Origin of the sequence: Flavobacterium sp. KACC 22761 (assembly GCF_034058155.1) — a bacterium.
Classification (GTDB): domain Bacteria; phylum Bacteroidota; class Bacteroidia; order Flavobacteriales; family Flavobacteriaceae; genus Flavobacterium.
The window spans coordinates 2,814,624-2,831,138 of sequence record NZ_CP139148.1; the positions used below are offsets into that span (position 1 = coordinate 2,814,624).

The 16,515-nt window shown below is 34.3% G+C and carries 12 protein-coding genes; 8 read left to right on the forward strand and 4 right to left on the reverse strand.

The genetic code is table 11. The annotated features are described in order from the left end of the window. Positions 1 to 18: 18 nt before the first annotated feature. Positions 19 to 2,925 carry an FAD-binding and (Fe-S)-binding domain-containing protein gene (locus SCB73_RS12180; RefSeq protein ID WP_320566498.1) on the forward strand — a complete coding sequence of 969 codons (2,907 nt, stop codon included), beginning with the start codon at positions 19 to 21 and terminating at the stop codon, positions 2,923 to 2,925. 225 nt (positions 2,926 to 3,150) lie between these two features. Here SCB73_RS12180 and SCB73_RS12185 read toward each other — a convergent pair whose 3' ends face one another. Beyond that, positions 3,151 to 4,308, reverse strand: coding sequence for a Gfo/Idh/MocA family protein (locus SCB73_RS12185; RefSeq protein ID WP_320566499.1), 1,158 nt, complete (start codon positions 4,306 to 4,308; stop codon positions 3,151 to 3,153). A gap of 397 nt (positions 4,309 to 4,705) precedes the next feature. On the opposite strand from SCB73_RS12185, the gene SCB73_RS12190 reads away from it, so the two are divergent. Together SCB73_RS12190 and SCB73_RS12195 are read left to right on the forward strand one after the other, a co-directional pair. Beyond that, positions 4,706 to 6,640 (forward strand): amino acid permease, encoded by a 1,935-nt coding sequence (locus SCB73_RS12190; RefSeq protein WP_320566500.1) that lies wholly within the window; start codon positions 4,706 to 4,708, stop codon positions 6,638 to 6,640. 146 nt (positions 6,641 to 6,786) lie between these two features. Beyond that, positions 6,787 to 7,878: a DUF695 domain-containing protein gene (locus SCB73_RS12195; RefSeq protein ID WP_320566501.1), complete on the forward strand. Its 1,092-nt coding sequence runs from the start codon at positions 6,787 to 6,789 to the stop codon at positions 7,876 to 7,878. Between the two features lie 149 nt (positions 7,879 to 8,027). Here SCB73_RS12195 and SCB73_RS12200 read toward each other — a convergent pair whose 3' ends face one another. Then, positions 8,028 to 9,272: an aminotransferase class I/II-fold pyridoxal phosphate-dependent enzyme gene (locus tag SCB73_RS12200; protein WP_320566502.1), complete on the reverse strand. Its 1,245-nt coding sequence runs from the start codon at positions 9,270 to 9,272 to the stop codon at positions 8,028 to 8,030. A 358-nt stretch (positions 9,273 to 9,630) separates the two neighbouring features. Here SCB73_RS12200 and SCB73_RS12205 point away from each other — a divergent pair, with 358 nt between their 5' ends. The 4 genes from SCB73_RS12205 to SCB73_RS12220 all read left to right on the forward strand — a co-directional run bounded on the left by SCB73_RS12205 (position 9,631) and on the right by SCB73_RS12220 (position 13,228). Beyond that, positions 9,631 to 10,089: an Lrp/AsnC family transcriptional regulator gene (locus SCB73_RS12205; protein ID WP_053471104.1), complete on the forward strand. Its 459-nt coding sequence runs from the start codon at positions 9,631 to 9,633 to the stop codon at positions 10,087 to 10,089. 147 nt (positions 10,090 to 10,236) lie between these two features. Continuing rightward, positions 10,237 to 10,482 (forward strand): hypothetical protein, encoded by a 246-nt coding sequence (locus tag SCB73_RS12210; protein WP_320566503.1) that lies wholly within the window; start codon positions 10,237 to 10,239, stop codon positions 10,480 to 10,482. A 635-nt stretch (positions 10,483 to 11,117) separates the two neighbouring features. Next, positions 11,118 to 12,521 (forward strand): dihydrolipoyl dehydrogenase, encoded by a 1,404-nt coding sequence (gene lpdA / locus SCB73_RS12215; protein ID WP_320566504.1) that lies wholly within the window; start codon positions 11,118 to 11,120, stop codon positions 12,519 to 12,521. Positions 12,522 to 12,685: 164 nt separating this feature from the next. Then, positions 12,686 to 13,228, forward strand: coding sequence for a lipocalin family protein (locus SCB73_RS12220; RefSeq protein ID WP_320566505.1), 543 nt, complete (start codon positions 12,686 to 12,688; stop codon positions 13,226 to 13,228). 55 nt (positions 13,229 to 13,283) lie between these two features. Here SCB73_RS12220 and SCB73_RS12225 read toward each other — a convergent pair whose 3' ends face one another. Continuing rightward, entirely contained in the window at positions 13,284 to 13,661 is a 378-nt protein-coding gene (locus SCB73_RS12225) for a DoxX family membrane protein (RefSeq protein ID WP_026728810.1), read from the reverse strand. 209 nt (positions 13,662 to 13,870) lie between these two features. Then, complete coding sequence (locus SCB73_RS12230; protein ID WP_320566506.1) at positions 13,871 to 14,764, reverse strand: DUF4349 domain-containing protein; 894 nt, start codon at positions 14,762 to 14,764, stop codon at positions 13,871 to 13,873. Positions 14,765 to 15,095: 331 nt separating this feature from the next. Between SCB73_RS12230 and SCB73_RS12235 the strand changes: the two genes are divergently transcribed. Beyond that, positions 15,096 to 16,382 (forward strand): anthranilate synthase component I family protein, encoded by a 1,287-nt coding sequence (locus SCB73_RS12235; protein ID WP_320566507.1) that lies wholly within the window; start codon positions 15,096 to 15,098, stop codon positions 16,380 to 16,382. Positions 16,383 to 16,515 lie beyond the last annotated feature (133 nt).

Below are 16,515 nucleotides of genomic sequence, written 5' to 3' on the forward strand. Positions count from 1 at the left end.
TATTTCAAAAGAAAGCAAATGTCAATACTTAAGGATTTAGAGCAATTAGCCGGCGAACTCGAGGGCACACTTTTATACGATGATCTTCATAAAACACTTTATTCGACAGATGCATCGGTGTACCGGATTCGGCCAAATGCGGTGGCTTTGCCTAAATCTACAGCAGATATCAGCAAATTAATTCGTTTTGCGGCGAAGCATAATATTTCGATTACGCCAAGAACCGCCGGAACGTCACTTGCCGGACAAGCTGTTGGCGACGGACTTGTAGTTGATGTTTCGAAACATTTTACCAAAATACTAGGATATAATGCCGATAAAAAAACGGTGACGGTTCAGCCTGGCGTTATTCGCGATGAACTGAATTTATTTTTGAAACCTTACGGCGTTTTCTTTGCGCCAATTACATCAACGTCAAATCGTGCCATGATTGGCGGAATGGTAGGAAATAATTCTTCAGGAACAACTTCAATTCGTTATGGTGTTACGCGTGATAAAATTGCCGAGGTTAAAGCGATTTTAAGCGACGGAACCGAAGTAGCTTTTGGCGAATTGACTTCGGCAGAATTTATCGAGAAAACCAAAGGCGATTCTTTAGAAAATAAAATCTACAAAAGCGTTTATGATGAACTTTCAGTTAAAGAAAATCAGGAAGAAATTATAAAAGAGTTTCCGAAACCGGAAATTCACAGACGAAATACGGGTTACGCAGTTGATATTTTGCTAAAATCTGAATTATTTGGCGGAACTGAACCAACTATCAATCTCGGAAAACTGCTTTGTGGAAGTGAAGGAACTTTGGCCTTTACAACCGAAGTAACTTTAAAAGTAGACGATTTACCGCCACCTCACAGCATTATGGTTGTGGCGCATTATCATACAATTCAGGAATCTTTAGAATCGGTTGTTGTCGCAATGAAACATCATTTATACACTTGCGAAATGATCGACGATACGATTTTGGATTGTACCAAAACGAATCGTGAACATATTAAAAACCGTTTCTTTTTGGTTGGAGAACCAAAAGCAATTATGTTGTTTGAAGTCGCATCATATACTTTGGAAGATGCCGAAAAACAAGCCGACGCTTTAATTGCTGATTTGGAAAAAAATAATTTTGGTTATGCGCTCGTAAAAATTTACGGAAACGATATTGACAAAGCCAATGAATTGAGAAAAGCAGGTCTCGGGCTTTTAGGAAGTATTGTAGGTGATGATAAAGCAGCCGATTCTATTGAAGATACAGCGGTAGAATTGAGTGATTTGCCAGCTTATATTGCAGAATTTTCGGCGATGATGTTGCGCCACGGACAAGAAGCGATTTATTACGCACATGCCGGAGCAGGAGAATTGCATTTGCGTCCGGTTTTGAACTTGAAGAAAACATCAGACTTAAAATTATTCAGAACCATTGCGACGGAAGTAGCGCATTTGGTAAAAAAATATAGAGGTTCTTTAAGCGGCGAACACGGTGACGGAATTGTGCGTGGCGAGTTTATTCCGTTTATGATTGGTGACAAGAATTATGAATTGCTGAAAAGATTAAAACTGGCATTTGATCCAAATTCGGTTCTAAATATCGGGAAGATTGTCAACGCCTTGAAGATGGACGAAAACCATCGTGTGGTTTCGGGTAGAGTAGAGCCGGATATTAAAACATTTCAGGATTTCTCAGACAGTTTAGGGATTTTGCGCGCAGCTGAAAAATGCAACGGTTCTGGCGATTGCCGAAAAATGCCATCGGCAGGAGGAGCAATGTGTCCGAGTTATCGTGCGACCAGAAATGAGAAAGAAACGACTCGTGCGAGAGCGAATGCATTACGAGAATATTTGACGTATTCTGAAAAAGAAAACAAATTTGACCAAAAAGAATTATATGAAGTTTTTGAGTTGTGCGTAAGTTGCAAAGCTTGCGCGAGTGAATGTCCGAGTAACGTAGATGTTGCAACTTTAAAAGCAGAATTTTTATACCAGTACCAAAAAGCAAATGGATTTTCTACACGAAATAAGATTTTTGCCAACAACGCTAAACTGAACAAAATGGGAAGCAAATTCCCATCAATCACAAATTTTATTTCGAATCAGTTTTTGGTTAAAAAAACAATGGGAATTGCGCCGGAAAGACAAGTTCCGTTATTGGCGAAAAAGACTTTTAGAAAATGGTATGAAAACAACAAACCTAAAAATGCTGATTTTCCAAACGGACGATTGTATTTGTTTGTTGATGAATTTACCAATTATTACGACGTCAATATCGGAATTGATGCTTTCGAATTATTGACGAAATTAGGTTACGAAGTTTTAATCGTAAATCACGAAGAAAGCGGCAGAACATATTTATCAAAAGGATTTTTGGAAGAAGCCAAAAAGATAACGGATATCAATGTCAATATTTTCAAAGATTTGATTTCTGCGAAAGCACCATTAATAGGAATTGAACCTTCGGCAATTTTGACTTTTAGAGATGAATATTTGCGATTAGCATCGGATAAGGAAAATGCTGAACGTATTTCGCAAAATGCTTTTACAATCGAAGAATTCTTCAAAAAAGAAATCATTGATGGAAAAATAACTTCGAATTCATTTTCTGAAGAAACGAAAGAAATCAAAATTCACGGACATTGCCATCAAAAATCGTTGAGTTCTGTCGAAGCGACTTTTGCCATGCTGAATCTTCCTAAAAATAACACAGTTACGATTTATAATTCAGGCTGTTGCGGCATGGCGGGTTCTTTTGGTTATGAAAAAGAACATTATAAAGTAAGTATGCAAATGGGAGAAGATACCTTATTCCCAAAAGTGAGAAACACTGCCGAAAATGTAAAAATCGCTGCTGCAGGAACAAGTTGTCGCCATCAAATTTATGACGGAACAAAACGTGAAGCGCAACATCCGGTTAGTATTTTGAGGAATTGCTTGAAGTAGGTTTTCGAACCGCAAAGTTCGCAAATATTAAAAGAGTTTTGCCACAGATTAAAAAGATTAAAATGATTTCTTTTCTCATTTTTTGTTATTTCGACGAAGGAGAAATCTCCACAAGTAACTCCGCAATGTGATTCCAATCTTTGTAGAGCTTCTCACGAAGATTTCTCCTTCGTCGAAATGACAGCTTTACTAAATAAAATCTTTTTAATCTGTAGCAAAAAAAGATTAAAGTTTAATCTTCTTCCCTGTTTCAGCAGCTTTATAGATCGCATTTATAATTCTAACATCTTTAATTCCTTCTTCACCCGTAATATGATTTGGGAGTTTTTGGTTTGCTAAAATCACTTTGCAAATTTCATCCATTTGGGTTTGCTGTTGGTTTATAACCGGGAAATTAAACGGTTTTCCATCTGATCTTTTGCCTATAAAAGGCCCATAACTTACAGCAGGACTCATTTCAAAGAAACCTTCATCGGCAGCAGCATAAAATCGGTCAATTCCGAAGCCATACGAACTACTACAGTTAGCCATGGCGCCACTCGGAAATTCCATTTGCCAAGTAATATTTTCTTCAACCTGTGCAAATCTGTTTTTGTTGTCTATATGTCCAAATTGTGCAGTGACGGCAATCGGTTCTTCGCCTAAAACATAACGGGAAACCTGTATGCAATAAACACCTAAATTGATTAAAGCACCACCACCTGCCCATTTTTTAGTAAGCCTCCATTCATTGCGTGCGCTTAAATCGACTGGTTTATTAATGTCACGAATATCATAGGTGCTATAACCTAGACCAGTTTCAATATAACGAACCTGCCCTAAAACTTTTTCTTGTCCCAATCGTTTTATTTCTAAATGATTCGGTTCGTAGTGCAAGCGATAACCCATTGCCAATTGTACGTTGTTATCGTTGCAGGCTTTAATCATTTCTTCGCAATCTTCAATAGTAATAGCCATTGGTTTTTCGACAATAACATGTTTTCCTGCTTTTGCAGCGCGTACAGTAAATTCTTTATGCAACGCATTTGGAGTTACAACATAAACCAAATCAATGTCTTTGTTTTTTATGATTGAATCGAAGTTTTCGTAGTTATAAATGTTCTTTTCGGGAATATTATATTTCTTTTTCCATATTTCTGCTTTAGAAGGCGTTCCCGTAACGATTCCGGTTAGCTGGCAATATTCAGAAACCTGAAGTCCTTCAGCCAATAATGACGCATAGTTTCCGAGGCCACACAAAGCAATATTTAATTTTTTTCCAGTGTAAGGTTTATGAACTTTTTCGGTTTCGGTGATAAAAGAAGGAAGTGTCGTCATGACAACCGAAGCTCCAACACCAAGCCCAAATTTATTTACAAAAGAACGTCTCGTAATTTTTTCCATAAAATGATTCTTTAAAAATTAAATACTTGTAATTAGTAAGCCCATTTTGGGAAATGTTACATTTGTATTTGAAATAGATTTAACCGTAAAGACTTTTTTGTTTCTCGCAGATTTGGCAGATTGAGCAAATTGATTTTCTAGATTTACTATTAAAAATCTGTGTAAATCTTTTTAGCATAATTAAAATCTGTATTATCTGCTTTCCCGATAGCTATCGGGAGCGTGAGAAATATTTTTAGACAAAGATTTAAAAAAAAAAATCGTGAATTCGTGGCGAAAAAAAACACCAGAAAAACAAAATGGTTTTATATATTTGAAATCAGGATAATTTTTGCATTATTTGCAAAATAAAACCAGAACGACTGAATTAAATTAATTAATAATAGCAAAAACATATATGGCATTTTCAAGTTTATTCCGAAAGAAAACGGTGCAGGATATTCTGAAGCAAGTTGCAAAGAATGAAGCAGATGGACATGAGGCATTGGGGAAACACCTTACAACCAAAGATTTAACTGCTTTTGGAATTGCAGCAATTGTGGGAGCAGGTATTTTCAGTACAATCGGAAAAGCAAGTGCAGATGGTGGACCAGCTGTTATTTTCTTGTTTTTGTTTACAGCTTTGGCTTGTAGTTTTGCCGCTTTTGCTTACGCCGAATTTGCTTCAATGGTTCCGGTTTCAGGAAGTGCTTATACGTATTCTTATGTTGCTTTTGGAGAAATAATTGCCTGGATAATTGGTTGGGCTTTAATCATGGAATATGCCGTCGGGAATATTACCGTGGCGATATCGTGGAGTGACTATTTTACCGGACTGCTCCAGAGTGGCGGAATTCATCTTCCACAATGGATTCAGATGGATTATTTAACTGCTTCAAATGGATTTAATGATGCAGAAGCTTTAATGCGAGGCGGAAAATCTTTCGAAAATTTAAGTACGGCTTTGCAGCAAGCTCATACAGCTTGGACAACAGCACCAACAATAGAATCTTTTCATTTTGTTACTGATTTGCCAGCTTTATTCATTATTATTCTGATTACTGCTTTGGTTTACAGAGGAATGAAAGAATCTCGTAATGCAAGTAATTTAATGGTTGTGGTAAAACTTTGCGTAGTACTTTTAGTAATTGCAGTTGGTGTATTTTATGTAGACACTGCAAACTGGGATCCGTTTGCGCCAAATGGAGTTGGAGGGGTTTTAAAAGGGGTTTCAGCGGTTTTCTTCGCTTATATTGGTTTTGACGCTATTTCAACAACTGCCGAAGAATGTAAAAACCCGCAGCGTGATTTGCCACGCGGTATGATGTGGGCGATTATAATTTGTACGCTTTTATATATTGCTATTGCTTTGGTTTTAACCGGAATGGTAAAATACCACGAGTTAAATGTTGGAGATCCTCTTGCATTTGTTTTCGATAAATTGGACTTGAAATGGATGTCGGGAATAATTGCAGTTAGTGCAGTTGTGGCAATGGCGAGCGTTTTATTGGTTTTCCAAATGGGACAGCCTCGTATCTGGATGAGTATGAGCCGTGATGGTTTATTGCCAAAGAAATTCTCTACCGTTCACCCAAAATTCAAAACACCATCTTTTGCTACAATTGTAACCGGTTTTGTCGTAGCGATTCCGGCTTTATTTCTGAATCTTACAATGGTAACAGATTTGTGCAGTATTGGGACTTTATTTGCCTTTGTATTAGTTTGTGCTGGAGTTTTGGTATTGCAGAACAAACCCGAAATTCCAAGAGGAAAATTCAAAACACCTTATATAAATTCAAAATTTATTCTGCCGGTTTTAATGATTGCCGGATTGTATTATGCTTTTGCATTCAACAATAAGGCTACAATGGCATTTATCAATAACGAGCCACAGATTTACGATGCAACTTCGATTGTAACTTCTTTAGATAAATCAGAATCTGAAAAAGTTTTCAAATATTTAGAAAGTATTGAAGTAAACAATAAAACAGCCGAAACTTCAGATTTAGAACATTTATTAGGACAATACCAAGACGACGATGTAAAATATGCTGAAGTTGTAAAAGGATTACCTATTGCAGATTCTGCTAAATATGAATCAGGTTTTAGTTTATTTAAACACAAAATTCCAATGTGGATTTTCTTATTTGTTTTAATTGGATTAGCGGTTTGGGCATTCAGAAAAAATCTGTCTTTGATTCCGCTTTTAGGATTAATTTGCTGTTTGTATATGATGGCCGAATTAAGCGTTTGGAACTGGATTTATTTTACAGTTTGGTTGATAATCGGGCTTCTGATTTATTTTGGCTACAGCCGAAAAAACAGTAAACTGAATACTCAAGTTGTGAGTTAGAAGTAAAAAGTTATTTACGAAAAGCCGTTCTGAGAATAATTTCAGAACGGCTTTTTTATTTTATTTTTTTATAAAAATATTCTCATTTTTTAAAAGCTTTTTTTTAGGTTTGTTTTTGGTAAGTTTAAATTTAATTTTTTTAACACATGAGTTTTCTTAGTAAAATATTGGGTAAAAAAGAATCGCCAATAAGTTCATATAGTGATTTCTGGAATTGGTTTTTAAAATATGAAAAAGAGTTTTTCAAAGTTGTCCAAAAAGGAGACAATATAAACGAAGGTTTCTTTAAAAAGTTAAGTCCAAAACTGGATGAAATTCATGAGGAAATTTATTTTTTGACAGGAATGTTTGATAAAAATACTGCGGAATTGATTTTAACACCTGACGGTGCAATTAGAAATATTTTTTTAGTAGAAGAACTTGTTAATGCAGCTCCTAAAATTAATGGCTGGAAGTTTACGTCGCTTAAACCTTCATGTGATATTAAAGACGTAAGCATTACTATGGGGGGATTTAAGTTTAATAGTGATAATTTAAAGTTTTATCCTAATTTACATAAAGATTATCCAGATGAAATTGATTTAACGATTGTCTACGACGATTTTGTTGAAGATAAAAAGTCAATACAAACTAATGGTATTTACATTTTTCTAGATAACTTTTTAGGAGAATTACATTCAATAACTTTAATCGATAGTTTAAAAATAGTTAGTAAAAACGATATTTCCGAGGAATTAATTCCTATTGAAAAATTAAAAGATTATTTAATCTGGAGAGAAAAAGAATTCGTAGAAAAATATGAAGGAGTAAGACATGATACGGAAAATGATAATTATTCTAGTCTAGAAGCAAAAACAAAAGATGGAGATGTTGTTTTAGCTATAGTTAATAGTGATATTTTAGACTGGGATAAAAAAGCTTCTCATCCGTGGGTTTTAAGTATTGAAATTTCTTTTGATGGAAGTAATAATAATGGAATGCCAAATAATGAAGATTATCAATTATTGAACGATATTGAAGATGAAATTATGCTTGATCTTAGAGATTTAGATGGTTATTTGAATGTGGGAAGAGAGACAAGCGCTGGTAAACGAGAAATCCATTTTGCTTGTAAAGAATTTAGGAAACCGCCGAAAGTTTTGAATGTCATAATTAAGAAGTATGATCAGTTTGAGATAACTTACGAAATATATAAAGACAAATATTGGCAATCTTTCAAACATCTTGAGCATAATTAAAAAAAGCCGTTCTGAAAATTAATTCAGAACGGCTTTTTTATATAAAATTCACTTAAATTTTCTCGCGCAGATTCTGCAAATTTAGCAGATTGTTTTTATAGATTTCTACAATAATCAGCATAATCAGTCAAATCTGCGAGAGAGAAATCTTAGCGAACCTCTGCGTAAACTTCTTTGCGAATCTCTGTGGAATTTAAAATCCCAAGCTCAATCATACATTCCTTCATCATCATATAAGTACGATCAATATCATTGTCCAAGCCAATAGAAAAACGAATCAAACCATCGGTTAATCCCATTTCTTTCTGTTCTTCAAGCGGAATTTCGCTAGAAGTTGAGGTTCCCGGTGCACTGAAAAGCGTTTTGTAAAAACCTAAACTAACTGCCAGATAACCAAGATTTCTTTCTTGCATTAATTCCATTAATTCATTAGCTTTTTCCAAACTTCCAACGTCAATTGTCAACATACCTCCAAAACCATATTCAGGATTGATCATCGTTTTGTACAATTCATGGCTTGGGTGGCTTTTCAATCCTGGATAAACCGTTTTTAAACCGTCTTTTTCAAACATATCAGCCAGAAAATGCGCATTATGACTGTGCTGTTTAATTCGGATATGAAGTGTTCTAAGGTTTTTCATCACACTTGCAGAACGCAAACTATCCATCGTTGGTCCCAAAAGCATACTTGCTCCCGAATTTACATTTTTCAGCGAATTGATAAATTCTTTAGAAGCGCAAGTCACGCCACCAACCGTATCACTGCTTCCGTTAATGTATTTTGTCAAACTGTGAATCACAATGTCAGCACCTAATTTTGCTGGAGAAACCGATAAAGGCGAAAACGTATTATCGACAACCAGTTTTAAATTATGCTTTTTAGCAATTTGTGCCAAACCAGCAATATTTGCCACTTCAAGAAGAGGGTTGCTAACTGTTTCGCAGTATAAAACCTTGGTTTTTGGCGTAATTGCCGCTTCTACAGCATTCAGTTTTGTGATGTCAACAAAGCTAGTTTCAATCCCAAATCTTGGAGTGAAATTTTTCAAGAAAGCATAAGTTCCTCCATAAATCGTTCGACTCGAAACGATATGGTCGCCAGCACTGCACAATTGCAATAGGGTAGGTGTAATCGCTCCCATTCCCGAAGCTGAAACGTTTGCTGTTTCTGTTCCTTCCATTGCTGCCAAAGCTTGATCTAAATATAAATTACTTGGAGATGAATGGCGCGAGTACAAATAACAGCCTTCCATATTGCCCTCAAAAGTATCAAACATGGTTTTAGCCGAAAGAAAAGTATAAGTAGAAGAGTCAGAAATCGACGGGTTCACGCCACCAAATTCTCCAAAATATTGCAAATCCTGAATTTTATCTGCTGGGTTGAAGTTTTTCATATAGATAGTTTTTGTTTGTTTTGTTTCAAGTTTCAGATTTCAAGTTATTTGAACCTAGTGTTAATTTTTAGGAGCTATTTCCTGCTATCCGTTTCAATCTTTTGTGCCGAACCCCGGCACAAAAGGATTTCCACTTCTATCAGGGCTAGCTAGGAATCTCGATTTCAAAAGAAATTCTATTCAAAGTAAGATCTATTTAGAAAAATAATCAACTGTAGAATAAACAATTAGATTTTAAAACTACAAAAATGTATTTAATGGGATTTTTAATCTAAATTTGAAGCGAAAAACAATGTAAATTAGATTTTCTTTCCGATGTAAATAAGCTATCAACAATCAACCACAAACTATCAGCGAAATGACTTTAGACGAAATCGATAAAAAACTCTTGGTTTTACTGCAAACCGACAGTAAAAAGACTAACAAAGAATTGTCTTTAAAACTGAATTTATCTGTAACCGCAGTTTACGAACGAATTAAAAAGCTAGAACGCGAAGGCATTATAAAAAACTATGCAGCATTAGTTGATAAATCTAAAATTGAAAAAGGATTTGTGGTTTTTTGCCATTTAAAATTGATTCAGCACACAAAAGAATTCTTAACCAAATTCGAAAGTGAAGTAATCAAACTAAATGAAGTTTTAGAATGCCACCACGTAAGTGGCGATTATGATTATATTTTGAAAGTTCTGGTAAAAGATATGGAAGCGTACAGAGAGTTTTTAGTAACTAAATTAACTTCGTTACAGCATATAGGCAGTACGCAAAGCATGTTTATGATTAGCGAGGTGAAGAATTCGACGGTGATTTCGTTCTAAGCTACTAAGCTACTAAGATTCTGAGATTCTAAGTTTTTCTGTAGAGACGCACTGCAGTGCGTCTAACATTGCGTTAATGCATAAACGGAAAACATTAACAAAAATCAAAGCTAAAAAAACTTAAATTTGAGTTTAAATACAAACAAAATGGAAACAAAGGAATTAAGACGTAAGCTCATAAAAGATTTTGGAAAATTCATTGATGACGATTCAAAACTAGAAATTTTGGAAAGTGTTTTTGATGCCATTAAGCACGACGAAAAAGAGTCAATCGTTCCAGATTCACATTACAATAAAGTTGCTGAAGAAAGAGAAAAATATTTGTCTGGAGAAATACAGGCAAATACTTGGGAAGAAGCAGAACAACGATTGAATGCTAAATATGGTTTTTAAAATCAAAATTTTACCATTAGCAGAAAAAGAAATAAATGAATCTATTGAATTCTACGAAAGTCGAAGCAAAGGTTTAGGAAAGCAATTTTTAAGGTATTTAAAATCTTATCTTAAGGTTTTGAAGACAAATCCAGAATTATTTGAAATTAAAAAATAGCCAGGTTATAGAGAAATGACTTTGGTTAAATTTCCATTTGTTATCATATATGAGATTATTGGTACTGAAATAATTATTTACTCGGTATTTCTTACTTCGAGAAAACCAGAAAGAAAACCTTAAGTAAGTTGCTTAGATTCTAAGTTTTTTAATCTCGCAAAAACGCAAAGACGCTAAGTCGCAAAGTATTTATTAGTTGCCTCCAGCTTCAACTGGAGGATTTATATTTAGATAGAAAAGGGCTTTAGCCAAATCTACTACAGTTTGGCTAAAGCCTTTTTAGTGTTGACAATATTTACCATCCAGCTAAAGCTGGACGCTATTGATTCAATATTATTTGTAAAAAAAACTTTGTGCCTTAGAGCCTTCGTGGCAGAAAACCCGCGCCCAAAATTTCACGCAAAAAACATTGAAAATTAAACTTCAAACAGAACTTTATTGCTTAATTTTGTAACCGCTAAAATAAAAACAAAATACTATGAGTTCATTTGACGTAGTCATTATAGGTTCAGGTCCTGGAGGATATGTATCAGCAATTCGTTGCGCACAATTAGGTTTCAAAACTGCAATTGTAGAAAAATATAATTCATTAGGCGGAACTTGCCTTAACGTAGGTTGTATTCCTTCAAAAGCATTATTATCTTCTTCTCACCATTATTCAGAAATCGCTCATTTTGCAGATCACGGAATCGAAGTTTCTGGCGATGTAAAAATCAACTTAGAGAAAATGATTGCCCGCAAACAAGCTGTTGTAGATCAGACTGTAGGTGGAATCAACTACCTAATGGATAAAAATAAAATCACTGTTTTCAATGGTTTAGGATCTTTCGTAGATGCAACTCACATTGCTATTGCAAAAGCTGACGGAACATCTGAAACTATCGAAGCAAAATATACTGTAATTGCTACAGGTTCAAAACCATCTTCTTTGCCATTTATCAAAATTGATAAAGAAAGAATCATTACTTCTACTGAAGCTTTGGCTTTAAAAGAAGTTCCAAAACATTTAGTTATTATTGGTGGTGGAGTTATCGGAATCGAGCTTGGACAAGTTTACCTTCGCCTTGGCGCTCAAGTTTCTGTAGTTGAATTCATGGACAGAATCATTCCTGGAATGGACGGAGCTCTTTCTAAAGAATTGACTAAAGTATTGAAAAAACAAGGAATGAAATTCTACGTTTCTCACAAAGTAAAATCGGTTGAAAGAAATGGAGATGCTGTTGTCGTTCAAGCTGAAAATGCAAAAGGAGAAACAATCACTCTTGAGGGAGATTATTCATTAGTTTCTGTTGGTCGTCGTCCGTACACAGACGGATTAAACGCTGACAAAGCAGGAGTTAAAATCTCAGACAGAGGACAAGTTGAAGTAAATGATCATTTACAAACTAATGTTCCGAATATCTATGCAATTGGTGACGTTGTTCGTGGAGCGATGTTGGCGCATAAAGCAGAGGAAGAAGGAGTAATGGTTGCTGAAATTTTAGCAGGTCAAAAACCGCATATCGATTACAACTTAATTCCGGGTGTAGTGTACACTTGGCCAGAAGTTGCGGCAGTTGGACAAACTGAAGAGCAATTGAAAGCTGCAGGAGTTGCTTATAAATCTGGAAGTTTCCCTTTCAAAGCGTTAGGACGAGCAAGAGCAAGTGCTGACTTAGACGGATTTGTAAAAATCCTTGCTGATGAGAAAACAGATGAGGTTTTAGGAGTTCACATGATTGGTGCTCGTACAGCAGATTTAATTGCTGAAGCGGTTACAGCAATGGAATTCAAAGCTTCTGCTGAAGATATTTCAAGAATGAGCCACGCACACCCAACTTTCGCGGAAGCGGTAAAAGAAGCAGCTTTGGCAGCAACTGAAAACAGAGCTTTACACGTATAATCTTTTACGTAAATCATATTTCAAAAACCCGTCAAAATTAATTTCTGACGGGTTTTTTATTGGCTTCAATTTTTATACGCGAAAAATATAAAATCAAAGAAAAATTTTGTAAATTAGATGTGTATTTCAGATGTTATCTTTATTTAAATTTAAAAGATAATGTTATGAAAAATAAATATATAGCTCCAATTCTTCTTGGAGCGGGAATCGTAGCGGTACTTTATTCCTGCGGTTCTACAATTCCTAAAAAAGCGGTTGCCGTAACCAACTTTGATAAGGCAAAATATTTAGGAAAATGGTATGAAATCGCAAGGTTAGATTATAAATGGGAAAAAGATTTAAATAACGTCACCGCCGAGTATTCGCTGAATGACAATGGCACTATAAAAGTTGATAATAAGGGCTATGATGTCAAAAAAGACAAATGGGAGGAAAGTATCGGGAAAGCCAAGTTTGTCAAAAAGGACAATATTGGTATGCTTAAGGTCTCATTTTTTGGTCCTTTTTATGCTGGATACAATGTTATCGCAGTAGATCAAGATTATAAATATGCTCTTGTTGCAGGCGAAAGTTTGAAGTATATGTGGATACTTTCAAGAGAAACTACAATTACTGAAAGTGTTAAAGCTGATTTTCTGATTAAAGCCCAAGAAATTGGATACAAGATTTCTGATTTAATTTGGGTAAAACATGACAAAACAAATTAAAAAGAAACCCGATACTTTGAAGGTATCGGGTTTTTTTATTTCTAATTGAAAATAATTAAGCTGTAAAAACACTTTTGTAATTATCCCAATATCTGTAAATCAAAAATAAGTTGCCTAGAAATAATAATCCGGCGATTGGCAGGCCTTCTGGCGTCAGGAAATAATTGATAAACAAGATATTTACCGTAATAGGCAAGATCAAAATATTAGCTAATGTTACATAACGTCCTGTTACAAATGCAATTCCGCAAAGCAATTCAATTGATTTAGCCAAGGGCATTAAATAAGTAGAAGCCATTAAACCTGTATTAAAGGCTTTAAAATCATTATTGGTGGCTGGTTCTGCTGGCATTAAGTGAAAGAAAAAACTAATGGAAGCAAAAAGCAACAAAAGACCAATTAAAACACGGACAATAATAGTAGCAATTTTCATAATACTTAGGATTTTTAAATAAGTTAAAAAATATAAATAATGTGCTTGGAAATCGTCTAATGTAATTTTCTCATAAGCAGAATTGGTATTTTGATTCTGTTTTATTGAGGATTTTTCAATTGATCTGACCTTGTTTTGGGATTAATTGAAATCTATATCAAATATAACGATTTTTTCATTATTAAATTGCTATTTTATTAACACTTTTCTTATTTCTTGATGTATTTCTTGTAAAGAAAAAATCCTCCAAGGCTTATTAAAATGATCGGCCAAATATTAATAAAGAAAATCAAGATTGATTCCAAGATGTACCAGCCACTTTTTAAAGCATCAATGGCCTGGATTCCTAAATTAGGTTTATAAGCAACGCTGTCTTTTTCGCTTGCCATCACATCTTGTCTGATGGTTTCGTTTTGATAAAGTTGCAACGTAATGGTGCTAAAGTTGACTTGATCTTGTAAAGAGAGATTTTCAATTGTACTATTGTCTTTTTCGGCTATTTTATTTGCTAATGTATTTTCGGCTTCAACTATGTCATTGATTTTTTTGCCTTTTGAATCGATTGCATTTGCGACTCTTTTTTCAGAAATGCTGTTTCTTTTCTGTGAAAGCTGATTGGCCAACATTTTTATGGAAACATCATCGGCTTTGATGACTCTGAAATCCAAAAAATCTATTTGTTTGGCAATTGTTTTTAGTACCGTATCCAATTGTGTGTTAGGAACTCGGATCGTAATGTTGTTTTCAACTGAATATTTTGTGGTTTCTAAAGTGCTGTCTTGACTGATTTTTGTTTTAATCTGATCATGAATATTGCTTTGTAGATTAGTATAAGTCACAAATCCACCGAATTTTTGAGTAGCATTTTCAATTGCATAAGTAGATTTGACGACATTTTTAACCTTAAACTTAATATCAGCGGTTCGAATAAATTTCTGTTTGCTGTCCTTTTTTTCCACCGCCGCCGATGATGAAATCGCAGTGCTGTCCATAACGGCAATATCTGCGGAGGCTTCGCTCGTAGCGTAATCTGCTTTTTTGCAAGAAAATAATACTAGAATAAAAATTAAAGTTGTCAAACCTAATTTTGCAGTTGTTTTCATAAAATTTTTAAAATTTGATTAATAAATAGAATATTTACACGATGTAAATACGGTTTGTTGTTAAAATTTAAGAGTAGTTTTTAATCAAATGGCGAATTTTATGAATTAGTGTTAAAATCGATATACTAAAAAGTGTGCCAATATTTTTTTGTTAATTTATTTTAAACCATTAACACATTAACATTCATAAAGCGGAGGTCTTAATTTTCTTGACTATACAACGGAATTATGCTTAGAATTTAGAACTTAATTTTCTTAATGTCTTAATGTAAAAAAAAATTAATGAAGGATTTTTTTGTCGTAATTTTGAAGTCTAAAATTTATACTTCTTTTGAGAGTTTCTATTCATAAACATATTTCCAATCCAGAACAATTCAAACAACAGCTTTTAACCTGGTCGCAGCAGTTTCGCGAGATTGTTTTTCTGGACAGCAATTCATATCCTCAGGAATATTCAAGTTTTGACTGTCTGCTGGCTGTTGACGCATTTACGTCTGTAAAAACCGATTTTCAAAACGCTTTTGAAGATTTAAAGCAATATCAGCAAACTACAAAAGATTGGCTTTTTGGCTATCTTTCTTATGATTTAAAAAATGATATCGAAGATTTAAAATCGGATAATTTTGACGGACTCGATTTTCCGGATTTGTTTTTCTTTCAACCTAAAAAAATATTTTTATTGAAAGAAAACCAACTTGAAATTCAGTATTTATTGCTTTGTGACGACGAACTTGAAGATGATTTTAGTGAAATAGTCGAAAGTCAAAAGTCGAAAGTCGAAAGTGTGCCATCTTTAGAAATTCAGCAACGAATTTCGAAAGATTTGTATGTTGAAAAAGTAAATAAAATGCTGGAACATATTCACAAAGGCGATATGTATGAAGCTAATTTTTGCATGGAATTTTTTGCTGAGAACGCGACTATAAATCCATTAGAAAAATTTCAGAAATTGAATGAAATATCAAAAGCGCCATTTTCGGTTTTCTTTAAAAACAATAAACAATTTCTGTTGTCGGCTTCGCCAGAAAGATATCTGAAAAAAGTAGGAGATAAAATAATTTCGCAGCCCATAAAAGGAACCTCAAAACGTTTTATAGATTCTATCGAAGATAAAAAATCAAAACATTTTTTGGAAAACGACGCAAAAGAACGTGCAGAAAATATCATGATTACTGATTTAGTTCGGAATGACCTTTCGCATACGGCGCAAAAAGGATCTGTTGAGGTTGAGGAGCTTTGTGGGATTTATTCGTTTTTGCAAGTGCATCAAATGATTTCAACAATTACTTCGAAATTAGACAAACAATATTCGCCTGTCGATGTTTTAAAAACAACTTTTCCGATGGGAAGCATGACCGGCGCGCCAAAAATTTCGGTGATGAAAATCATTGAAAATCTGGAAGAGACTAAACGCGGTCTTTATAGTGGCGCAATTGGTTATTTTACTCCCGAAGACGATTTTGATTTTAATGTTGTAATCAGAAGTATTTTATACAATCAAGAAAATAAATATGTTTCGTTTTCCGTTGGAAGTGCCATAACATCGCTTTCAATTCCTGAAAAAGAATACGAAGAATGTTTGCTGAAAGCGAAAGCAATGTACGAAGTTTTACGATGATTTTTTTCCGCCACGAATTCACGAATTATTTATGCTCAAACCGTATTAAAATAAATTCGTGAATTCGTGGCGGAAAAAAACATACTTAACATTTCGTTTAAAAATAGATAGAATTTAATTTTTTACATTTATC